The following is a 20,529-nucleotide window of genomic DNA, read 5'->3' as shown; positions in this document are numbered from 1 at the left end:
TTTATAGTCTATAAATCCAATGCGAAGGGTTTTGGATAGAACTGTCTTTATAAATGCCAAAACTTAAGATTGAATCCCCCGAACTTTTATTGGTAATGACTTCCCCAATAACTTGTTTTGTACTTACCTTATCCCCTTTATTAACATAGAACTTAGACAAGTTTTTATAGACTGTAATATAGTTGCCATGGCGAATCATAATCGCATTGTTGCCGTTTTTCGGGGTCATTATTCCTTGAACAGTCCCATCGAAAACAGCCCGTACCTGCTCGCCTTTGTTGGTCGCAATCCGAACTCCATTACTTTGGATCTTTATTGTTGGATCGATTGGCGAAGGGTTGGTGCCATAACGCATTTTAACAACTCCACTGGCTACTGGCCAGGGCAATTTACCTTTGTTAGAGGTAAAATTGGCCGCCAATAGTTTCTGCTCTGGCGTCAGCGAAAAGGTGGCTCGTTTTGTGGATTTTCCTGCCTTTCTATTTGAGGCAGCAATGGCCTCTCGAATTAATTTCTGGATTTCTCGATCTAGTTTTTCTGACTCTTTTTGTTTGAGTTTTATCTGTGCAGTAAATTTAGAGAGGTTCTTTTGGATCGAATTTATAAGTGTTTCCTGAGCTTTTAGCTCTTTATCTAGGATTGATTTTGCAGCCTTGTTCTCGGCAACTAATTTCTGTTTTTCCTTTTTTTGGACCAATAAGTCCTGATTCAATTGCTTTAGTTTTTCAGTTTCTTCTTTTATGATTATAGCCTGTTCCTTTTGGTAATCAGCATACTGCTTTATGTACTGCAATCGCCTGTATGCCTGCTGAAAATTCGAGGAGGATAACAGAAACATGAGTTTATTTTGATTGGCTCTATTTTTGTACGATTTAACAATCATATTTCCGTAGTCGTCTTTTAAAACCTTAAGTCGATCCCGTCGCTTAGAAATCTCACTTTGATTGCTGTTGATCTCACGAGTCAACAAATTAGCTTGTTGGTTGGTGATGCGCATTAGATTTTTACGAACACTAATTTTATAGTTTAAATCTTCCACTACACTAACAACCGATTTTTCTTCCCTTTTACCTGCAAATAACAAATTTGTAATCTGTCTGATTTCTTGCTGCAATTCCCGACGGCGCTCTTCGAGCTGTAACTGACGCTTAGTTTGAGCGTATACGCTAAAATGACTTAGCGCAAACAGGCTGAAAAAAATAAAGGTTAAATATTTTGTCTTGTAATGCATCAGAAGTCAATCGGATTAAACCCAGACGGAAACTTGAAAGGAAACCGTAAAGGCTGGTTCAAACTTACGGATTTAAAATTCATTTTCAAGGTGGTTTCCTTTTGATTTTCGATTAGTTTAATTGAAATTTTTTGTGGTAAAATCTGTTGTTGAATTTCTTGAAACTCTTGGTAAAAAACGTTCAACATTCTATTGCTTAACGGCTGAGATACTTCTTGGACGTCTATTTTAAAATAGCTTGGGTTGATCCTATAAAACAGATCGTACAAAGGGTGTTGTTGCTTAGGTGCTAGAGCGTAAGCCTTTGGGTGGGGTTGTCTTTTTAAGGCATTGGGCTTGTGCTTAAATAGCGCATCCCCGAGGATTAAGTTTTCTATATTTGAGAACGTAAGTTCTACCCCTAGTAAGTCCTTTATCAAGGAGAAATCTCCATCGAAATAGGTGCGGTCGAGCTTGTTGTACATTTGCACTCTTTCAGGGGTAATTTTTAGCCTAACCATATTCAAAAAAGCATTAATCCAAATGATTTTATTATGCTCCATGCGTAAGCTAACAGTGTGGGATTGGGATTGGTCACCCTCAATCAATTCTATTTTTACACGGGATTGCAAGGTCGTAAAATCTGCATTTTCCTTGTTATGGGCTTTTAAGATCTGTTTCGCCTTTAGTTTAGGGTTAAGCCCTGTGGTTGAGGAAAGGGTCTGGGTGCTTTTACATCCAAAAAGTATACACACAATTAAACTAATTAAAATTATCTTCATTGCTTCAATTGAATTGCCTCAGCTTTACTGCTAAACGTTTGCGCTTTTTTAATATTGTTTTTTATTTTGTAAATATTAGCCATTAGTAAATAGTATTGAGCTGCTAATTCATTGTCCTCAAAAATGTAGTCCAGCCCTGTTTCTAAAGTTACAAGTGCATCATCTATTTTCTTTAACGCCAATTGGGATTGGCTACAAATCAAATATAGTTCAATTTGAGTTGGAAATAACTCCGTCTTTTCTAAAGTAAATTCTACAGCAGAAGCGTATTGGTTTGTATCCAAATAAAGCTTTGCTAATGCTTTGATTAACTGAAGGTCGTCCGGGGCATCTAATAATGCTTTTTTATAATATTCAACTGCTTGTTCAAATTTGTTTTGGTGTTGGTAGTATTTAGCCCAATCTGTATTTGAACGCTTTGAAGTATCCAAAGATTGAGCGGGTTGTACTTCCATTAAAACATTTTTATACTCAGGGTTTTGTTGTACAAATTGCATAAAGTCACTCAGCACCTTAACTTTCAAATGAGGCTCTAAAATATTACTCCCCGTGACTATCTTCATTGAAGCTATGGCGAGCTCATAGTTCTTGGCGTTCAAATAAAACTTATACAATGCAACGTGTGCAATGTGCGCTTTTGGATGCGTTTCTAAAAACAATTTTGCAGTAGAAAATGCTTCGTTTTCTTTGTTGTATTCGCTTAAAGTATAAACTAAATTTAAAAAATTTTGTGCATTTTCAGGGGCTTCTTTAAGTCTTGTTTTTAGAAAACTGATGTGCGCGTTTTGATTTGCTGTTTGCTTGTAAATTTTTACACGTGTCCTATCGCGAAGTATATTGTAGCCATAGCGTTGATCCAAAGCCTCGATGAGTACAATAGCTTCCTCAAACCGCCCAGCGCTCACATACAAATTTACTAACTCTTCTTCGTAAATTGGGTCTTTGTCCAGCAAAGGTATTAGGGCGTAAATGGCTTTATTAAAGTTGTTTTGAGCTGCATAGAGCTGGTAAAGTTGTTCCTTGTACCAAAAATTACTGGGGTCTAACTCTATAGCTTTTTGAAGATTACTTTCGGCTCGGCCATAGGACTTCGTAATAAAATAAAGTGTGCCTAATTGATAGTAGATAACCGCACGGTCTGGGAATAATTCTGCACAATATACAAAGGCATCTATGGCTTTGCTGTAGTTTTCGATCCCTTTTTGTTTTAAGGCTTCATAAAATTTATTTTGAAATTGAACCTCTAAATTGGATTGATCTTCATTAATCAAACTGTCGCCTTGGACTTGTGCAGCAGAACCTGAGCTAAAAAATAGAATAAATAGATAAATTGATATGTAGGGCTTGCAAATCATTTACGCCCTGTGCTTCCAAAGCCGCCAGTGCCGCGACTTGTATCAGAAAGGCTTTGAACTTCTTCCCACTCGGCACGATCGTGTTTAGCAATTACCATCTGGGCGATACGCTCTCCATTTTTGATGGTAAAAGCAGTATTGGAAAGATTGACGAGAATAACGCCAATTTCTCCTCTATAATCGGCATCAACAGTGCCGGGGCTATTGAGTACGGTAAGACCATGTTTGGCAGCTAACCCGCTTCTTGGGCGCACTTGTGCCTCATAGCCAACAGGAAGTTCCATAAAAAGGCCAGTCGGGATTATAACGCGCTCCATAGGAGGAAGCACTATGTCATTTTCTAAATGAGCTCGTAAATCCATGCCAGCAGAGGCAATGGTTTCATAATGTGGTAATGCATTTGAGGATTTGTTGATGATGTTGATCTTCATAACTAGGATTTAAGAAGTTGTTTTAAAAAAGTCTTTTCTTTTACCCATATGGCAGCCATCAAAATTAAGATAAAAAGAATACCGACGAAATATTGTTCTCTAAATAGATAAAATGAAAGCGCCGAAAAAATAATAGACAACGCCAAATAAAGCCCCATTTTTTTTAGATTATATGGGATAGAGTAATATTTTTTACCCAAAATATATGATGTTAAAGCCATAGCAGTATAAGCAAAAAGCGTTGCTATTGCAGAGGCCATATATCCAAATTTTGGGATAAATATGATATTAATCAAAAGTGTGATGAGTGCTCCGAAAATAGAAATATACGCGCCAAATTTGGTACGGTCAGTAATTTTGTACCATACTGAAAGGTTGTGGTAAACCCCTAAAAATAAATAGGCTAGTAACAAAATTGGAACAACAGTCATGGCTTCCCAATAGGCTTCATTCGGAATAAGAATTAACTTTAAAATATCTACAAAAACCACAACAGTTAATAAAATCAAAGCGCCAAAAATGACAAAGAATTCTAAAATTTTCGCATAGTTTGCTTTGGCGTCTTTGGTTTTGGCGTTGCTGAAAAAGAAAGGCTCGATACCCAAACGATAGGCCGTAGCAAAAAGCATCATAAACAAAGCGAGTTTGTAGCATGCTGAATAGGTTCCAATAGCATCTTTAGCTAAATTGTCTGGAAGAAGGCGCTCAAGTAAAATTCGGTCAAAAGTTTCATTGATGGAAAAAGCAATTCCGGCAATGAGTACTGGAAAAGCGTAACGCAACATTTGTTTCCAAAGTTTAGCATCGAAGTTATAATTTAATTTAAAGTAAAAAGATATTAGGGTCAGAAATGTAACTCCGCTGGCCACTAAATTAGCAATAAATATATAATGCACTTCGAAATTAGGACGATAGAATGTAGTCCAAAATGTAGAGGATTCAGCCCAAGATTTTAGGAAGAGCAGCAGGACAACGTTTAAGCCCAAATTGAGAACCACATTAAGGAGTTTTAATACCGTATATTTTATGGGCTTACCCATAGCTCTTAAATACGCAAAGGGAATAATTACGAGCGCATCAAAGAACAAAATCCATAAGACGAGTACAATGTAATCGGTATCAATATGAGTAATCCTTGAAACCTGGTCTCTAAAAAAATACCCAATAACTAAAACCAATATAGAGGTGAGCACAAGCGAAATTGCCGAGGTACTTAGTACAGATTTCTTTTTTTGTTCACTATTCAAAAAACGAAAAAAGGCCGTTTCCATACCATAAGCCAAAAGAACGTTAAACAAAACAAAATAGGCAAAGATAAGAGAGACATCACCATAGTCGGCTACATTTTCAAGCACCGCTTTGTCGGTATGTAAACGCACAAGAAGAAAGCTCAGCATTTTTGGGACCACAGTAGCGAGCCCATAAATAAACGTTTGTTTGTAAAGAGTTTTAAGAATGCCCAATTTATTGCTTTTATGGCCTTAAAAATACACTTTTTAGACCAGATACAATAATTAATGCGTTGGTGGAGGTGAAGAAGGATAAGGAGTAAAATTGGACTTTGTTAAATCTAAAATTTTATAATAATATCTTTTATTGTTCAAGCGGTAACTTAAAACACATGTGTTTTTGGGCAAATCAAATGGTGAGTTATCACCAAGTGGAAGTAATTTATTGTTGGCTTCTGCTAAAGGCTCATTGCTCAAAATCACTTTTTCCAACTGGTTGTCAGGGGTTTGAAAACGAGCTGTAATATATTGATCTTTATAAATTACTTTAACGCGTTGTCCTCGAAAATGAAGGCTGTCAGGGGTTATGTTCTTTAAGTCTTTTACAGGTAAAAACACATCGACACCACTTCCTCCACCTTGAATTCCAGCAACCCAAGATTGGAAGTAAGGTGATTCAATTGAAATTGGAGACTTAGAGACGAAAAGCGTAGGTTTTATTGTTTTACAGCCCATCATAAAAGACAAACAAAAAAGTGTAATTTTATAGGTGGTTTTGAAATTCATTTTTTTATTTAATTATAAAATTAAACCCAAAGAATACTGCAAGTCCCGAAGCAGATTCATAGTCAGTTGTAATATTGTATGCTCTAAAATATGGCAAATGAAGTTGAAAATATAATTTATTGTTAAGCCTGTAATTAGCGCCTGCACCAACCGCAAAAATGGTGAGTGCACTGTTTTCAATTTTACCAGAGTATAATGTTCTATCCTCAAAGCCAAAACCATATCCTAATTGCCCAAAAACATTAAATTTTTGACGATTATAAAAATAATATTGAACAGACGGAATAAACCCTAAAGAATTTATTTGATTGTTTGAGTTGTTTTTAAAAAATGTTGTGTTTGACGCATAAAAACTTCCTTGAAAAGATAATGCTTTTGAAGTATGAAACTCCAAACTAATTTTCCCGATTATCCCAAAATCTTTAGCATTATTAATTTCAACCGGAAATGGGGATGCTGTTATTGAAAGTGAAACTGATTTATTTTGATTTTGTGTGTTTGCTGACATACAAAAAATATAAAAGTTAATAAAAAGAAATACTTAGGCTTCATAAGTTGGGGTTTAAATAATCGAATTACATCAAACTTCATTCCACAAAAAAGCCCCGCAAATGCGAGGCTTTATAGTTGTTTTTTTGAATCTCTTAGTTATTCAATGCTTCAGCTCCGCCAACAATTTCTAAAATTTCATTGGTAATTGCAGCTTGTCGTGCTTTGTTATAGGTCAATTTCAATTGATCTCTAAGTTCTGTTGCGTTATCGGTCGCTTTGTGCATGGCGGTCATACGTGCGCCGTGTTCACTTGCAAAACTATCGCGAATGGCTTTGAACAGTTGTGTTTTTAAAGATTTTGGAATCAGAGTCTCTACAATCTCTGCTTTTGAAGGCTCGAAAATATAATCTTGATTGGGATTAGCATCTTCAGTACCAGAAACTATCGGTAAAAACTGCTCAGTGGTTACAATTTGAGTTGCCGCATTTTTAAACTTGTTGTAGACCAGTTCAATTTTATCAACGCTTCCCTCCTCAAACTTTTTCATCAACAACTCCGCAATTTGTGCTACATTATCAAAAGTTAGGTCATCAAAAACAGTACTTTCATTGGCTAAAATTTCATACTCCTTTGAAAGGGCGTCGTTTGCTTTTTTACCAATAGCAACAATAGCAACATTTTTATCTGTATAGTTTGTTGCCAAGTGACTAGCTTGTTTGATGATGTTGGAATTAAAAGCACCACACAATCCTCTGTTGGACGTAATGGCAACAATAAGAACGTTTTTGACCTCGCGTTGATCTGCAAATTTACTTCCGCTGTCGGCGTCCAAAGTTGCGCTTAAGTTTTGAAGTAGTTCGGTCAATTTATCAGCATAAGGACGCATCGCTGTGATGGCGTCTTGTGCTTTTTTGAGCTTGGCTGCAGATACCATTTTCATGGCACTGGTAATCTGCATCGTAGACGATACGGACGAAATTCTGTTTCTTATTTCTTTTAAATTTGCCATGCTTTAAATTAGTTCTTTAATTTAAAATTAATTGTATTTGGCTGATAAATCTTTCGCAACTTTCGTTAAGGTATCGGTTACCTCATCGGTAAGTTTACCCGATTTAAGTGTTGCCAAAACATCACTGTGTTTTGCTTTTAAGAATTCAATAAATTCAGTTTCAAATTCTTTAACTTTATTTACAGGCACATCACGCAGCAAGTTTTTTGATCCTGCATAAATAATCGCAATTTGATCTTCTACTGTATATGGGTCGTTTTGGGCTTGTTTTAATATCTCCACGTTACGTTTCCCTTTTTCAATAACATTAAGTGTAACCGCATCTAGATCAGATCCAAATTTTGCAAAGGCCTCCAATTCACGGAACTGAGCTTGATCTAGCTTAAGCGTTCCAGATACTTTCTTCATGGACTTAATTTGCGCACTACCACCCACACGAGATACCGAAATACCAACGTTAATTGCTGGACGTACACCAGAGTTAAATAAATCTCCATCCAAGAAAATCTGACCATCTGTAATCGAAATTACGTTTGTAGGAATATAAGCTGATACATCCCCTGCTTGTGTTTCAATAATTGGAAGTGCTGTTAAAGATCCTCCTCCTTTTACTAATGGTTTGAGAGAATCTGGCAAGTCGTTCATGTCTTTTGCAATTGTATCATCATTGATAACTTTTGCCGAGCGCTCTAATAAACGAGAGTGTAAGTAGAACACGTCCCCAGGGTAGGCCTCACGTCCTGGTGGACGACGAAGTAATAGTGATACTTCACGGTAAGCTACCGCTTGTTTTGACAAGTCATCATATATAATTAATGCTGGTCGACCAGTGTCTCTAAAATATTCTCCAATAGCAGCTCCTGCAAATGGTGCATAAACTTGCATTGGTGCAGGGTCTGATGCGTTGGCCGCTACAATTGTAGTGTAAGCCAAAGCTCCTCTGTCTTCTAATGTTTTTGCAATATTGGCTACTGTAGACGCTTTTTGTCCAACAGCAACATAAATACAATATACTGGCTCACCTGCATCAAAAAATTCTTTCTGGTTAAGGATTGTGTCAATACAAACCGTTGTTTTACCTGTTTGACGGTCCCCAATCACAAGCTCTCTTTGTCCACGTCCTACAGGGATCATGGCATCAATAGATTTAATACCTGTTTGAAGTGGCTCAGTTACGGGCTCACGAAATACAACGCCGGGTGCTTTTCTTTCCAATGGCATTTCATAAACATCACCCTCTATTGGACCTTTCCCGTCAATTGGTGCTCCAAGCGTGTCAACAACACGTCCTACGATTCCTTCACCAACATTGATTGAAGCAATGCGCCCCGTGCGCTTTACCGTCGACCCTTCTCTTACGACTTTGGAAGCACCTAAAAGTACAATACCAACATTGTCTTCTTCAAGGTTAAGAACGATCCCTTCAAGACCGCCGTCAAATTGAACTAATTCTCCGTACTGTGCGTTTGAAAGTCCGTATGCACGAACAATTCCATCCCCAACAGTGAGAACAGTTCCTACTTCATCCAAAGAAGCCGTGGACTCAAATCCTGAAAGTTGTTGCTTTAAAATTGCTGAAATTTCAGCTGCTTTTACATCTGCCATTTTAATCTATTTTTAACTCATTGAACTCAAAATGAGTTCGTTTTAATTTGTTATAAATTTATTTTTTATTTCATTCAATTGGTTAGAAACACTTGCATTGTACTGCTGATCTCCAACACGTAAGATAAATCCTCCAAGGATGGTTTCATCCACAATTTTTGTCAAGGTTACTTCTTTACTAGAAAGGGTTTTTAACTTTGCCATCACCTTTTCTTCGAGTGCTTCTGTCATGGGCACTGCAGTAGTTACTGTTGCTTGTTCCTTATTGTTAAGCTCATCATACAATCGATTGAACTGTAGTGCAATTTGCTCTAGCAAATCGACACGCTTGTTCAATGCTAGAACATTAAACAAAGACGTTACTTCTGGGTTCATTTTTGAAAAAAGTTTACCCAAAACAGTTGTCTTTTCAGACAGTTTGACGACTGGGGATTTCAAAACTTCGTTCAATGCAGGGTTAGATGCAATAGCATTAGCAATTTGATTCATGTCTTGCTGAATCTTGGCCGATGTTTTATTGTCCTCTGCTACGCTTAGAATAGCTTTAGCATATCGAATGGCTGCTCTTGTCCCTGACATAATTATTTAGTTTAAACTCGTATCGTCCAACATAGACTCTACTAATTTTTCTTGTTTTCCTTTATTCGATAATTCTTCCCCAAGTACTTTTTCTGCAATGGAGATCGAGAGGTCTGCAACTTGTGCTTTCAAATCTGCGATAGCCGCTTTTTTCTCTGTTTCTATGGCAGCTTGAGCTTGCGCTACAAGTTTATTGGCCTGGTCTTTAGCTTCTACTTTGGCGTCGTCAATCATTTTGTTTTTGAGTTCGCGCGCTTCTTTAAGCATGGCTTCGCGCTCTGCGCGAGCTTCTTTCAAAAGCTTTTGGTTGTCTGCTTGAAGATTTTCCATTTCTTTTTTTGCATTATCGGCTGCACTAAGTGCATTTTTGATGCCTTCCTCTCGCTCATTCACAGCGCTGAGAATTGGGCCCCAAGCATATTTTTTTAATAGCAATAAAAGCCCAACAAAAAGTAACGTTTGCCAAACAAACAATCCAAGTGAGAATTCTTCTAATAATTTTTCCATAATAATTTTATTATGATGATGTTTTAAATTTAATTAAAACAATCCTGCAACCAACCGTTACAAGATTGTTTTTTTGGATAAAGATTATACTGCAAATAATGCCGCAAATCCAATACCTTCAATCAGGGCTGCTGCAATAAGCATAGCTGTTTGAATCTTTCCGTAAGCTTCTGGCTGGCGAGCGATAGCCTCCATTGCGGAACCACCAATTTTGCCAATACCTAATCCTACTCCGATTACAACTAAACCTGCACCTACCATTACTGGAATTTCCATATATATGTATTTAAAAATTAAACATTCAAATCAATTGCTCAAATTAATGAGCGTGCGCTTCATCGTGATGCTCGTGCTCCTCTGAAGCAAAACCAAAATATAAAGCTGATAGCATTGTGAAAATATAAGCCTGCAACAATGCTACAAGTATTTCAATAAGCGATATGGCAAAAGCCAGTCCAAAGGACAATGGGCTTCCCAACCAACTTTTAAATAAAAACATTAAACCAATCAAACTCATTAACACGATATGCCCGGCTTGCATGTTGGCGTATAATCGAATTAAAAGCGAAAAAGGTTTGATAAAAATCCCTAAAACCTCAATTGGGATTAATATGATGTATAATGGAAGCTTACCATACCAAGGCATGGAGTCTCCGAGAGGATCAAATATATGTTTCCAATAATCCTTTGTCCCTGTGAAATTTGTAATCAGGAATGTTAGTAACGCTAAAGCAAATGTAACAGCAATATTTCCGGTAACATTAACCCCAAGAGGTGTGAGCCCAAAAATGTTGAGGAACCAAATGAAAAAGAATACTGTCAATAAAAAAGGCATGTAGCGCATGTGTTTCTTTTCGCCGATATTGGGGATGGCAATGTCGTCTCTAATATAGAGGACTATTGGTTCAAAAAAGCGGCCTGCTCCTTTAGCAATTCCTTTGTTCTCCGCATAAGATTTCCCTAGAGCTTTGAATAGGAAAAACATAAGAAGCGCTGTAATCATAATCATGACAACGCTTTTTGTGATTGAAAAATCTAGAGGTTTAATATTTGTGGGATGCTTGTGATCATCATAATTGATGGTTCCCTCAGCATCTGTTTTATAAATTTTATTGTGGTATAACTTATAAAAGTTGTTGTCAACTTCAGCAAGAGTTTCACCATGATGAAATTTGGATGAAGAAAATATTTTAAGCCCTTCGTCCCATAAAATTACGGGTAACGGTGCTGCTATATATTTGTGTTCGCCCCCGTCTGTGGTGTATGAAAATAGACTAAAATCGTAAGAGTCTTGAAGGTGGTGCTGAATATAGGCTTTAATCTCAGCTTTTTTATCAGTCTTTGGGGCATCTCCTCCTGCCATTACCAAGAATGGCGCAAAAAAGAAAATCAGTGTAATCGCTTTCAAAGTTAGCTTGCTTCGCATTGCAGATTTTTATAGTTGTATAAAATCGCTGCAAAGTTATGGTTTTCTATCAAAAACAAAAACAATTTTAATGACTTTATTTTGAGTAAAAAAATGAGTCCACCGGGGGGTGGTCTTTTCTACATTTGATTGAGTTGTTTGCTAAGAAAATATGTCTCTAAAATTAGGCAAATCGTGTACGGAATAAAAAAGGATACAAATTCTAAGAAAACAATTTTACCATCTGCCTTGTAGGGGCTATAGAATACCATAAAAAAAACAAAGAATTTAATAAAGCTACTTGCTAAAAACATAAACCCAATTTGGTTACTGTATTTTGTCTTTAAAGATGTTAGTCCCCAAAATATTCCTACAGCCAAGGCGGCATTTATTGTGTACGAATGGATTATTTGATGCTGAAATATTGGAACACCAATAACCGCATTTAAAATCAGATGAGCCATAAATGAAATACTCAAAAAAATAAGCACTTTGGTGGAAAATTCTCTTGATTCGGAGTTCATTTATTTTGGCTTTTTTTTAGTTGCCTCAGCGCTACATAAAGTCCCGCAGAAACCCCAATCAGGGCGCCAATAGCCACAAAGGTTTTTTTGGAAGTATTGAAACTGACGTCTAACCACTGCCCCAAGCGGACAAAAACATATATAATCACCCCCATCTGAATTCCAATACCTGAAAGTGCGGCAAGGTGTTTAAGCGGTTTGTCCTGGTTTGGCACTTGTTTGTAAGGTTGGTTTTGGTTCTGCTTTGAGCTCTTTTACAGAATCCTTCATTTGACAATGGGCATTAAAAGAAGCCCCTGGCTCAACAGCTAGTTTTCCTGTTTGAACCTCGCCCTCTACACGTGCAGTAGCGCGCAAACTTAATGTTTCAAAAACAGTTAGTTTTCCTTTAAAGCTCCCCTCAACATCTGCATTTTTACACGATAGACTGCCTTCAATTTTACCAGTATTGCCTATTACCACTTTTCCTTTAGTTATCAATGTGCCGTGAATTTTACCCTCTATTCTAAAATCGCCTTCACTCTTCAAGTCCCCTTCAAAAACAGTTCCTTGAGCAATGGTGTTTTGCTGTGAGAGTGCGCCTTGTTGGTATTTTGGTTTTTTTGCTTCTGTGAACATAATCTATAATTTTAATTTTCTCGCTTTTCTAAATATCGATCAAGGGCTTTGTGTATTTGAAGTATCCTGTAGTTTTCAGATGATATTGCAAAACTTGGCTGTGCTAAAATTTCATTGTCTTCTATGTCAATTAACTCCGCAAATCCTCTTGCCCCTTGAATACTTCTCAAGCCATGAACAACTACAAATGTAGTATTTTTATTGAACACATCCTCAGAGACCTTCAAACTAAGGACCTCTTCGTCCTCAAGTACCTTGGCAAGTTCCTTTTTAAACGTATTGATAAGCTCCTGCTCTTGAGCGTTAAATTGGTAAATCGTTTTAAAATTTTTACCCTCAGATAAATTTTTAAAATCGTCGTTTTCTAAGTTTGAAAGCACATTATCTATTAACTCTTGGGCTTGTTTGCCTTCAGGACTATTAGGGTAATTCAATGCAATATAATTGAGGCCTTCTTTGTACTCCCCAAACCCATAGAGACGCCCCTTTGCGCTGGTTTTTAACAATTCGAACTTAGGAACAATCTCATCCCCTTCAAATCGAATGATTTCATTAGCACAGGAGTCAATCACTTCTTGATAAGCACTGGCCTCAAACTTTTCAAAAAGAGCTTTATATACAGCCTCTGGTCCTTTTTCATCGCCAGCTAAAACCGCTGCTGGGTTTTTGAGTATTTGGGCATACCTTGAGGTGGGGTAATCGCGTATAATCTCATCCTTGATCTGCGTGGCTAGTCCTAAATTTGGAAGCAATGTGTATGCTTTATAAAGATTATATTTTGCGGGTAAAACCAAGCGGTCTTCTGGGGTTTGATCAAGAAGGGCTTCCAATTTGTCTACAGAGCGCTGATAGTCTTTAAATTTGTTTTTATAAATCAATCCCAATTGGTAGTATGCAAAATTTCGCTCTTTGGCAATACTATCGATTTGAGCAGAATCTGCTGGTATTAGATTTAAATAATAACTGACGGTTAAAATATCTTTATTCGTTTCTCCCTCTGCTTTAGAGGCCATTGATTTTGATACCTCACCAGAAATTGTTTTTTTAGACCATCGCCAATTATCCGCCAGCGGACGTTTCCCCCAAACATTGGCAAATGCATTTTTACCATAAGCGACTGTTGCCGTTTCGTAAAAATAAAACTTTCCTTTACTTGATGCATTTTTAGATCCAAAGCTTGTCGAGGGATTTATATAGTTGTTTTGTGCAGTACTTTTTTGTTCTTGCTCAGCTTTTAATTCTTTGATGAGCCTCTCAAAATAGTCTTCTTGTTCGCTTTTTGACATAGCAACAAGATTTAAAACACTATCATTTGCCTGCGCAATAGCTTCGTAATAAATGACGTCTTGTAAATTGTCCAGCCGTTTTTTAACTGCGCGGTAAGGCTTTGAATTCTTCTTGTAATTTACATGAGTACTGTCGTAATATGTGCCTGCTCTTGTATATCTTGAGTCATCAAAATAGAGGTCAGCAATATTGTGGTAGTTCAATGCTGTTAAGAAAGTATCCTTGGAATCTGTTCTTAAAGATTTGTTGAAATAAGCAATGGCAAGAGAGTCATTCTCGCGTTTCAAATGGTGCTTTGCTATTGTGTGGTGGATACGGTCCAAATATGGGCGATATTCTCTGTTGTCTTCCATATCAGACAATAATGTACTTAGTTCTTCACGATCGCCATTGGAGTAATCAAAATTGTGAATCTGTTCCAAAAACGCATTTACTCGATACGCCATAGGAACGCTGCGCTTTAGCTCAATAACTTTTTGAAACGCTAGATCAGCACTGTCCTTTTTACCAAGTTCATTAAAAATTTGGCCTTCAATAAAATGGAGTCGACCTCTCAAAGGCTTGCTTTTAGTAAGCGTGTAGGCGTTTCTGAGATGTAAAAGAGCTGAGTCCACACGTTTTGTATTCAAATAGAGTTGAGCCAAAGTCGCTTGGGCATCTACTTGATCCTCTTTCGATAATTGCTTTTTTTCAATTAATGCTTTTAAATTCTCTAGGGCTGTAGCTTCATTTTCTAGACGTAAATTTGTTTTTGCACGCCAAATCTTAGCTGAGTTAATATTACTACTACCAGGGTATTTAAACAAAATATAATTGAACGCTTCAAGCGCTGGTATAAATCGTCCACTGTAATAGCGCGACTTGCCCAGAAGGAGGTATGCTTCGTCAATTTGAGGGTTTTTTTCTTTGCCCTTGATGTTCATTCCGTGTTTTTGAACCGCTTTAATAGCCTTTTGCTCAGCGCGTTCAAAATTCGCATTTTGATTGTTGAATTCTGAAAAAAGATCTTCGGAAAAGCTCAAGCGCTCTACAGGTAGAATTGCCCAGTAATTGTCTTGATATGAGTCTTCAATATCCTTAAGCCCTGCATCTAGTGCTAGATTTCCATTATATAAAATATTGTACTTTGTGTTTAGAGAGTGCCAATTGCGGTTGATGAATTTATCTTTTTTTTGCGAGCAGCTCGTAAAAATAAATGCAATTGCTGAAAAACTTAGAATATATTTGAATGTCTGTCTCAACTCTGGGACGTTTTTGATGTTTATAACTTAAAACTATCTATAAATTGTATACAAGGTCTGTAAAAATACTCATCTTTTTGAATAAATCTAACTATTTGCCTGAATTTAGTATAATTTGAGAACTTACGTTTTTCACAAAAAACAAAAATTTTGGCGGTATGTTAACTAAAGTTCATCTTCAAACTTTAGTATTTTTGTTCCAAATAAAAATAGATGGCTACATTTAACACCCTTGTTATAAGCAAAATTCAGCGTGAAACTTCTAAAGCAGTAAGCATTAGTTTTGATGTCCCGGAATCATTAAAGAACACATATGCCTTTGAGGCGGGCCAGTATCTAACCTTAAAAACTAAAATTGATGGTCAAGAGATACGCCGTGACTACTCTATTAGCTCAAGCCCTAGAAGTAATGAGTTGACCGTTACCATCAAAGAAATCGAAAATGGAATATTTTCGTCTTTTGCTAACCAAGAACTTAAAGTAGGGGAGTCTATCGCTGTAGCACCTCCAAAAGGCCGCTTCACATATACAACAAATTCTAATCGTCAAAACACTATTGTCGCTTTTGCTGCAGGAAGCGGGATAACCCCAATTATGAGTATTTTGAAAACTGTATTGGACACGAACACTAGCCAAAAGTTTGTTCTTGTTTACGGAAACAAAACACCTGAAGAAACAATTTTTTTTAAAACGCTTCACGATTTGAAAACACAATACCCAACTCGTTTTGAGCTTCAGTATGTATACAGTCAAGCACAAGGTGAGAGCGCGCTTTTTGGAAGAATTGATAAAGGAAATACAAATTACAGCTTAAAGAATCTAATTAATATTGATCAAACATCGGCCTTCTATTTGTGCGGCCCTGAGAAAATGATACATACCGTTAAAGAAGTTCTTTTGCAACACAATGTGTCTGAGGATGATATATTGTTCGAACTTTTTACTGCTACAACAACAGTTGCTGAAGCCCAAGTTTCGATACCTAGTGGCCCCACCAAAGCTACTGTTTTGGTAGATGATGAAACAACAGAAATTAGTGTAAATTCAGAGCAAACCATTCTTGAGGCCGCACTGAAGCATGATGTTGATGTCCCTTATTCTTGTCAAGGAGGAGTATGTAGTAGCTGTATTTGCCGGATCACAAAAGGAACTGCTGAAATGCGTCAAAATAGTGTTCTTACAGATGGTGAAGTCGCAGAAGGCCTTGTGCTTAGTTGTCAAGCCGTTCCAACATCAGCTGTTATACATATCGATTTTGATGATGTTTAGACTATTTTTTCAATAGCCGCTATAATGTCTTTTTCAGAAATGCTATCTATCGCTTTTTCATAACCCTTTGGGTAGTGTTTACCGTAAACTGAAGTCGGTATTCTTGGAAATTTATTTCGGTCTGCAACCAAGCAATTTTTAAGAGACTGATTAAAGGGCTTGAACCCAGAAAATGGATGAGTAACTCCCCATAAAGTCAGGACCTGTATACCCATTAAAGCCGCCATGTGCGCGTTGCCTGAATCCATAGCCAGCATTGCTTTTAAATGGCCAATTAATTTTAACTCATCATCCAGGGAAAGTCGGCCAGCCACCGAAATTACATTTGGGAATAAATTCGTAATCTCATTTAGCTTTTGCACCTCTGCTTGTCCGCCTCCAAACAAAACAACAGTAGCGCCAGTTTTAGAAAAATGATCTATAACCGCTTTCATTTTATCCAAAGAATATGTCTTTGAAGAGTAGGCAGCAAACGGGGCAATTCCAATATAGGGCTGTGGGCATTCTTTTAATAGGGATTGAATTTCTTTGGAAAGTGGCTGAGCTATTGGAAAATCTGGTGTGCTTAATGAGAGGTCAAACCCAAGTTGACGAAATACATCAGCATAACGTTCGACAACAGGCTTTAAGGGTTTAAATATTTTTCCTGTAATTAATTGTTTTTTTTCTTTACGTCCTTTGTCCAAAATGGCCCAATTGAGCCCGGGAAGTAAAATGCGCAGTACCTTGGTCCGCAAAACATAGTGTAAATCAGCAACTGCATTTACTCTAAGGGCCTTTATTTTTTTAGAAAGCTGGAACAGGCCAAGAAGTCCTTTGTACTGTTTTTTCAAGTCAACTCCAATAACCTCAACAGTGGGCAGATGCTTAAAAAGAGGAGTAAATTGAGTCTTGGTGAGTACAGCTATTTTTGCATTTGGGTGGCTTTTAATAAGGGCACTTATTACAGGAACTATCATCGCCACATCCCCTAAAGATGAAAATCTAATGACCAGTATATGTTGTGGGTCCTCGCGCAAGAATAAATTATTTTGTTCCTCTTAAAACAGGATTTAGTTCGTCATCATTGTACATTTTCATTTGCTTGTACACCTTCATGTATTTATCGCCATTGGCAATAGCCCCTAAAAGGTCATCTATGGCAGTAGAAAGATCCAGACGTTGCTCTAATAAAATGTCTAACTTTTTCTGACAGGCTGCTTTGTGTTCGCCTGTAGCATCAGCACGTACCGTTTCGAGGTGCATGTGGTAAATTTTAAGCGCTAAAATAGAAAGGCGGTCAATTGCCCAAGCTGGACTTTCAGAGTTGATTTTGGCCGTACTTTTTGGCTGAACCTTTTTGTATAACTCTAAAAAATAGCTGTCAATAAATTCCACTGTATCGGTTCGGTCTTGATTTGAAGCATCAATCATGCGCTTTAGTTTTAAAGCTGTAACAGGGTCAATATTGGGGTCGCGAATAATATCTTCATAAGCCCATTGAACCGTGTCGATCCAGCACTTTCTGTACAATAAATGACCGATGAGGTCCTGGTCTTTATCATATTTGTTGTGAAATGGCTGATCGACAGTATCCGCCTTTTTATAAGTGGCAATTACATCTTGAAAAATTGTATTGGCTTTCTTGGAAAACATAGTGTATAATTATGCTGCAAATATAGTGTAAATCTTGACTTAAAAATTAAGAAGGTTCTGAATATTGAGGCCTGTTTTGAGTACAGCTGTCCCAAAAAGAAGTAAAATAAAAACGCTTGGTAACCATTGTGAATGGGTCTGTTCTGTGTTATTTGCCATAACAATTGCCAAGGGAAAAACTAAAAAAATAAAATCTGCCATTGATTTGTTTTCTGAAACCAATGGAATAATAAGGCCGATTACAAGAGCAGAAAATAAAATAAAGTATACAAAACGGGATTTTGATGTTTTAAATACCATTTTATTGAACAAACTAGAGATTCCCCATAAAGATGATATTAGCAATATTGCTAAAGGAAAAAAAGTGATCAAATCATAATAAATTGAGAGGTCTAAGTTGATTTGTGGCATCTGTTTGAGCCAAATATCAAAATCCTTATTTAAAAAAAAAATAAAAAAAAACGCTGTTAAGCTTACGCTTAAAGCGCCAAAAAAAACGGCAAAAGTGTTTTTAAAATAATCTGAAGTGATCATTAATATTGCGACAAATAAAGGGACAAAGTACAGTACGGACCAAGGATAGAAAATAGTTGCTAAAGCAATCCAAAAGCCAGCATCAAATAGCTTCTTTTTTGTATTTAGATTTTTCTTTAAGCTGAATATTCGTCTTAGGCCTAATAAAACAAAAAGATTGGATAGCATTACAATAGGTGTTAAAAAAAACTGCGGTAGGATTCCAATAAACAAGCAAAGATAAAGTGCAGCAAAACTGTTTTTTTGGGTTAAGTCATTTTTTGTGATGATAAAAACATAAACAAAAAAGGTTACTAAAAACAGGAAAAAAACACCAAAAAGAGTGAGGTAACTTATGGGAGATTGATTGATGTTATGGTTGTAAAAAGACTGAAAGACAAAAATCGCAAAAAACAACACTAAAAAAATTAAATAGTGTAAGGGCTTAGATGTTCTAAAAAAGCTTGTAATCATCTTATGTGTTACTTATATTTGCAACGTAAATATAAGCTTATTCTGTGCTAACCCACAAGAACAAAACTTTTAAAACCATAAGATGAAAGATTTTTTTAATGGAATTCAGGAATTTTTTGAAACCGTATTGTTTGTTCCTTTTAATGTATTAAGAGAGGTTGAGCTCGAAAATTGGTGGATGGCGAATCTCGTTTCATGGGTTTTCTTAGCTATCCTCGTGGTGAGCTTTACGTATTGGATGCTCCAGCTTAAGTCATTCAATGACAATAATGAAGAGGATAAAAGCATTTCTTCACACTCCTATTTATAGATCAAATCCAAGGTCTTTTCTGAAATTCATACCTTCAAATTTTATCTTTGAAATCTCATTGTAAGCTTTATTGAGGGCTTCTTTGTGGTCTAATCCAAGAGCTGTAATGGCCATCACTCGGCCTCCAGAAGTCACAACTTCATCATTGCTGTGTTGTGCTCCAGCATGAAAAACTATCGCCTCTTGTACATTCTCAAACCCCGATATTGTTTTTCCTTTTTCATAGGCTTCAGGATAGCCACCAGACACAAGCACAACAGTCGTTGCTGTTTTTGGATTGACTTCTAAATTTATTGTATTCAAATTCTGATTTTTAATTGCAATAAAAATCTCCATCAAATCTGTATTAATGCGCGGTAAAACAGCTTCGGTTTCTGGATCACCCATTCGTACATTGTATTCGATCACTAAAGGTTCGTTATTAACTACAATTAATCCGATAAAAATAAATCCTTTATAAGGGGTTTTGTCCTTTTTAAGCCCTTCGATAGTTGGCTTTACAATGCGTTCTTCAATTTTATTCAAAAGGACCTCATCAGCAAAAGGAACTGGAGAGATAGCGCCCATACCTCCAGTATTGAGGCCAGTATCACCTTCACCGATGCGTTTGTAGTCTTTTGCCGTTGGCAATAGCTTATAATGTATTCCATCTGTAAGCACAAAACAACTCAGCTCTATGCCGTCCAAAAATTCTTCGATAACAACTTTGCTGCTTGCGGCGCCAAACTTGGAATCCACTAACATGTTTTTTAGTTCAGATTTTGCTTCATCGAGATCATCAATAATTAGAACACCTTTCCCTGCGGCAAGACCATCGGCTTTTAAGACATAAGGTGGTGAAAGTGTTTCCAAAAAAGAAAACCCTTTTTCAAGGTCATTAGCTGTAAAACTTTGATAGGCCGCAGTGGGAATATTATGGCGAAATAAAAATTCTTTAGCAAATTCTTTACTTCCCTCTAATGTAGCAGCAGCTTTTTGAGGGCCAATTACGGCAACATGTTTCAAAGCATCATCATTTAAAAAGAAATCATGTACGCCATTCACCAAAGGGTCTTCTGGGCCCACAACAAGCATTTCTATGTTATGGCTTAAAACTGCAGATTTTATGCCTTCAAAATCAGTAACTGAAATATCTAAATTTGTTGCAATTGATGCAGTTCCAGAATTGCCTGGCGCTACATACAAGTCGGCACACAATGGGCTCTTTGCAATTTTCCAAGCAAAGGTATGCTCTCTTCCTCCTGATCCTAATACTAAAACGTTCATT

General features: G+C 36.9%; 23 protein-coding genes. 2 read left to right on the top strand and 21 right to left on the bottom strand.

Annotated elements, in window-relative coordinates; genetic code table 11:
• Position 1: 1 nt before the first annotated feature.
• From FORMA_RS06015 to porW, 17 genes are all read right to left on the bottom strand, one after another.
• Positions 2 to 1,231, bottom strand: coding sequence for a murein hydrolase activator EnvC family protein (locus FORMA_RS06015; protein ID WP_069674809.1), 1,230 nt, complete (start codon positions 1,229 to 1,231; stop codon positions 2 to 4).
• Positions 1,231 to 1,992 carry a DUF4292 domain-containing protein gene (locus FORMA_RS06010; RefSeq protein ID WP_069674808.1) on the bottom strand — a complete coding sequence of 254 codons (762 nt, stop codon included), beginning with the start codon at positions 1,990 to 1,992 and terminating at the stop codon, positions 1,231 to 1,233. The genes FORMA_RS06015 and FORMA_RS06010 overlap by 1 nt, the downstream gene beginning before the upstream one ends.
• Entirely contained in the window at positions 1,989 to 3,347 is a 1,359-nt protein-coding gene (locus FORMA_RS06005) for a tetratricopeptide repeat protein (protein ID WP_069674807.1), read from the bottom strand. The genes FORMA_RS06010 and FORMA_RS06005 overlap by 4 nt, the downstream gene beginning before the upstream one ends.
• Positions 3,344 to 3,778 (bottom strand): dUTP diphosphatase, encoded by a 435-nt coding sequence (gene dut / locus FORMA_RS06000; protein ID WP_069674806.1) that lies wholly within the window; start codon positions 3,776 to 3,778, stop codon positions 3,344 to 3,346. The genes FORMA_RS06005 and dut overlap by 4 nt, the downstream gene beginning before the upstream one ends.
• A gap of 2 nt (positions 3,779 to 3,780) precedes the next feature.
• Entirely contained in the window at positions 3,781 to 5,241 is a 1,461-nt protein-coding gene (locus FORMA_RS05995) for a lipopolysaccharide biosynthesis protein (RefSeq protein WP_069674805.1), read from the bottom strand.
• 51 nt (positions 5,242 to 5,292) lie between these two features.
• Entirely contained in the window at positions 5,293 to 5,793 is a 501-nt protein-coding gene (locus FORMA_RS05990) for a hypothetical protein (protein ID WP_069674804.1), read from the bottom strand.
• A 4-nt stretch (positions 5,794 to 5,797) separates the two neighbouring features.
• Positions 5,798 to 6,301: an outer membrane beta-barrel protein gene (locus tag FORMA_RS05985; RefSeq protein ID WP_069674803.1), complete on the bottom strand. Its 504-nt coding sequence runs from the start codon at positions 6,299 to 6,301 to the stop codon at positions 5,798 to 5,800.
• A 136-nt stretch (positions 6,302 to 6,437) separates the two neighbouring features.
• Entirely contained in the window at positions 6,438 to 7,295 is an 858-nt protein-coding gene (gene atpG / locus FORMA_RS05980) for an ATP synthase F1 subunit gamma (RefSeq protein WP_069674802.1), read from the bottom strand.
• A 27-nt stretch (positions 7,296 to 7,322) separates the two neighbouring features.
• Positions 7,323 to 8,900 (bottom strand): F0F1 ATP synthase subunit alpha, encoded by a 1,578-nt coding sequence (gene atpA, locus FORMA_RS05975; protein ID WP_069674801.1) that lies wholly within the window; start codon positions 8,898 to 8,900, stop codon positions 7,323 to 7,325.
• Between the two features lie 42 nt (positions 8,901 to 8,942).
• The gene (atpH, locus tag FORMA_RS05970) at positions 8,943 to 9,479 is read right to left on the bottom strand and encodes an ATP synthase F1 subunit delta (protein WP_069674800.1); all 537 of its coding nucleotides are present in this window, start codon (positions 9,477 to 9,479) and stop codon (positions 8,943 to 8,945) included.
• A gap of 6 nt (positions 9,480 to 9,485) precedes the next feature.
• Positions 9,486 to 9,986 (bottom strand): F0F1 ATP synthase subunit B, encoded by a 501-nt coding sequence (locus tag FORMA_RS05965; RefSeq protein ID WP_069674799.1) that lies wholly within the window; start codon positions 9,984 to 9,986, stop codon positions 9,486 to 9,488.
• A gap of 84 nt (positions 9,987 to 10,070) precedes the next feature.
• Complete coding sequence (gene atpE, locus FORMA_RS05960; RefSeq protein WP_069674798.1) at positions 10,071 to 10,262, bottom strand: ATP synthase F0 subunit C; 192 nt, start codon at positions 10,260 to 10,262, stop codon at positions 10,071 to 10,073.
• 43 nt (positions 10,263 to 10,305) lie between these two features.
• Positions 10,306 to 11,349: a F0F1 ATP synthase subunit A gene (gene atpB / locus FORMA_RS05955; RefSeq protein WP_442856325.1), complete on the bottom strand. Its 1,044-nt coding sequence runs from the start codon at positions 11,347 to 11,349 to the stop codon at positions 10,306 to 10,308.
• A gap of 182 nt (positions 11,350 to 11,531) precedes the next feature.
• Complete coding sequence (locus FORMA_RS05950; RefSeq protein ID WP_069674796.1) at positions 11,532 to 11,915, bottom strand: DUF6168 family protein; 384 nt, start codon at positions 11,913 to 11,915, stop codon at positions 11,532 to 11,534.
• The gene (locus FORMA_RS09215; RefSeq protein ID WP_231924973.1) at positions 11,912 to 12,130 is read right to left on the bottom strand and encodes an AtpZ/AtpI family protein; all 219 of its coding nucleotides are present in this window, start codon (positions 12,128 to 12,130) and stop codon (positions 11,912 to 11,914) included. Before FORMA_RS09215 ends, FORMA_RS05950 begins: the two co-directional genes overlap by 4 nt.
• Entirely contained in the window at positions 12,105 to 12,533 is a 429-nt protein-coding gene (locus tag FORMA_RS05945; protein ID WP_069674795.1) for a bactofilin family protein, read from the bottom strand. Before FORMA_RS05945 ends, FORMA_RS09215 begins: the two co-directional genes overlap by 26 nt.
• An 11-nt stretch (positions 12,534 to 12,544) precedes the next feature.
• Positions 12,545 to 15,061 (bottom strand): type IX secretion system periplasmic lipoprotein PorW/SprE, encoded by a 2,517-nt coding sequence (gene porW / locus FORMA_RS05940; protein ID WP_069674794.1) that lies wholly within the window; start codon positions 15,059 to 15,061, stop codon positions 12,545 to 12,547.
• 213 nt (positions 15,062 to 15,274) lie between these two features.
• On the opposite strand from porW, the gene FORMA_RS05935 reads away from it, so the two are divergent.
• On the top strand, positions 15,275 to 16,330 hold the full coding sequence (locus tag FORMA_RS05935; RefSeq protein WP_069674793.1) for a ferredoxin--NADP reductase: 1,056 nt from the start codon (positions 15,275 to 15,277) through the stop codon (positions 16,328 to 16,330).
• Here FORMA_RS05935 and FORMA_RS05930 read toward each other — a convergent pair.
• Genes FORMA_RS05930 through FORMA_RS05920 form a run of 3 tightly spaced genes read right to left on the bottom strand, consistent with a single transcriptional unit; the run spans position 16,327 to position 18,952 of the window.
• Complete coding sequence (locus FORMA_RS05930; RefSeq protein WP_231924972.1) at positions 16,327 to 17,349, bottom strand: glycosyltransferase family 9 protein; 1,023 nt, start codon at positions 17,347 to 17,349, stop codon at positions 16,327 to 16,329. The two genes, FORMA_RS05935 and FORMA_RS05930, sit on opposite strands and share 4 nt — an antisense overlap.
• Positions 17,350 to 17,356: 7 nt before the next feature.
• Positions 17,357 to 17,965, bottom strand: a complete 609-nt coding sequence (locus FORMA_RS05925; RefSeq protein WP_069674792.1) for a DUF4254 domain-containing protein — start codon at positions 17,963 to 17,965, stop codon at positions 17,357 to 17,359.
• 39 nt (positions 17,966 to 18,004) lie between these two features.
• Positions 18,005 to 18,952 carry a DUF6427 family protein gene (locus FORMA_RS05920; protein WP_069674791.1) on the bottom strand — a complete coding sequence of 316 codons (948 nt, stop codon included), beginning with the start codon at positions 18,950 to 18,952 and terminating at the stop codon, positions 18,005 to 18,007.
• 82 nt (positions 18,953 to 19,034) lie between these two features.
• On the opposite strand from FORMA_RS05920, the gene FORMA_RS05915 reads away from it, so the two are divergent.
• On the top strand, positions 19,035 to 19,262 hold the full coding sequence (locus FORMA_RS05915; protein ID WP_069674790.1) for a DUF6341 family protein: 228 nt from the start codon (positions 19,035 to 19,037) through the stop codon (positions 19,260 to 19,262).
• On the opposite strand, the gene purD is transcribed toward FORMA_RS05915, so the two are convergent.
• Entirely contained in the window at positions 19,257 to 20,528 is a 1,272-nt protein-coding gene (purD, locus tag FORMA_RS05910; RefSeq protein WP_069674789.1) for a phosphoribosylamine--glycine ligase, read from the bottom strand. The genes FORMA_RS05915 and purD overlap by 6 nt on opposite strands.
• Position 20,529 lies beyond the last annotated feature (1 nt).

Origin of the sequence: Formosa sp. Hel3_A1_48, from assembly GCF_001735715.1 — a bacterium.
Taxonomy (GTDB): Bacteria; Bacteroidota; Bacteroidia; order Flavobacteriales; family Flavobacteriaceae; genus UBA3537.
Note: the sequence above shows the minus strand (reverse complement) of the source record. Positions and strands in the feature narration are given on the sequence as shown.

Excerpts from the sequence above, each read along its gene's own strand:
- FORMA_RS06015 (WP_069674809.1), bottom strand. The coding sequence starts at position 1,231 with ATGCATTACAAGACAAAATATTTAACCTTTATTTTTTTCAGCCTGTTT.
- FORMA_RS06010 (WP_069674808.1), bottom strand. The coding sequence starts at position 1,992 with ATGAAGATAATTTTAATTAGTTTAATTGTGTGTATACTTTTTGGATGT.
- FORMA_RS06005 (WP_069674807.1), bottom strand. The coding sequence starts at position 3,347 with ATGATTTGCAAGCCCTACATATCAATTTATCTATTTATTCTATTTTTT.
- dut (WP_069674806.1), bottom strand. The coding sequence starts at position 3,778 with ATGAAGATCAACATCATCAACAAATCCTCAAATGCATTACCACATTAT.
- FORMA_RS05990 (WP_069674804.1), bottom strand. The coding sequence starts at position 5,793 with ATGAATTTCAAAACCACCTATAAAATTACACTTTTTTGTTTGTCTTTT.
- FORMA_RS05985 (WP_069674803.1), bottom strand. The coding sequence starts at position 6,301 with ATGTCAGCAAACACACAAAATCAAAATAAATCAGTTTCACTTTCAATA.
- atpG (WP_069674802.1), bottom strand. The coding sequence starts at position 7,295 with ATGGCAAATTTAAAAGAAATAAGAAACAGAATTTCGTCCGTATCGTCT.
- atpA (WP_069674801.1), bottom strand. The coding sequence starts at position 8,900 with ATGGCAGATGTAAAAGCAGCTGAAATTTCAGCAATTTTAAAGCAACAA.
- atpH (WP_069674800.1), bottom strand. The coding sequence starts at position 9,479 with ATGTCAGGGACAAGAGCAGCCATTCGATATGCTAAAGCTATTCTAAGC.
- FORMA_RS05965 (WP_069674799.1), bottom strand. The coding sequence starts at position 9,986 with ATGGAAAAATTATTAGAAGAATTCTCACTTGGATTGTTTGTTTGGCAA.
- atpE (WP_069674798.1), bottom strand. The coding sequence starts at position 10,262 with ATGGAAATTCCAGTAATGGTAGGTGCAGGTTTAGTTGTAATCGGAGTA.
- atpB (WP_442856325.1), bottom strand. The coding sequence starts at position 11,349 with ATGGCAGGAGGAGATGCCCCAAAGACTGATAAAAAAGCTGAGATTAAA.
- FORMA_RS05950 (WP_069674796.1), bottom strand. The coding sequence starts at position 11,915 with ATGAACTCCGAATCAAGAGAATTTTCCACCAAAGTGCTTATTTTTTTG.
- FORMA_RS05945 (WP_069674795.1), bottom strand. The coding sequence starts at position 12,533 with ATGTTCACAGAAGCAAAAAAACCAAAATACCAACAAGGCGCACTCTCA.
- FORMA_RS05935 (WP_069674793.1), top strand. The coding sequence starts at position 15,275 with ATGGCTACATTTAACACCCTTGTTATAAGCAAAATTCAGCGTGAAACT.
- FORMA_RS05925 (WP_069674792.1), bottom strand. The coding sequence starts at position 17,965 with ATGTTTTCCAAGAAAGCCAATACAATTTTTCAAGATGTAATTGCCACT.
- FORMA_RS05920 (WP_069674791.1), bottom strand. The coding sequence starts at position 18,952 with ATGATTACAAGCTTTTTTAGAACATCTAAGCCCTTACACTATTTAATT.
- FORMA_RS05915 (WP_069674790.1), top strand. The coding sequence starts at position 19,035 with ATGAAAGATTTTTTTAATGGAATTCAGGAATTTTTTGAAACCGTATTG.
- purD (WP_069674789.1), bottom strand. The coding sequence starts at position 20,528 with ATGAACGTTTTAGTATTAGGATCAGGAGGAAGAGAGCATACCTTTGCT.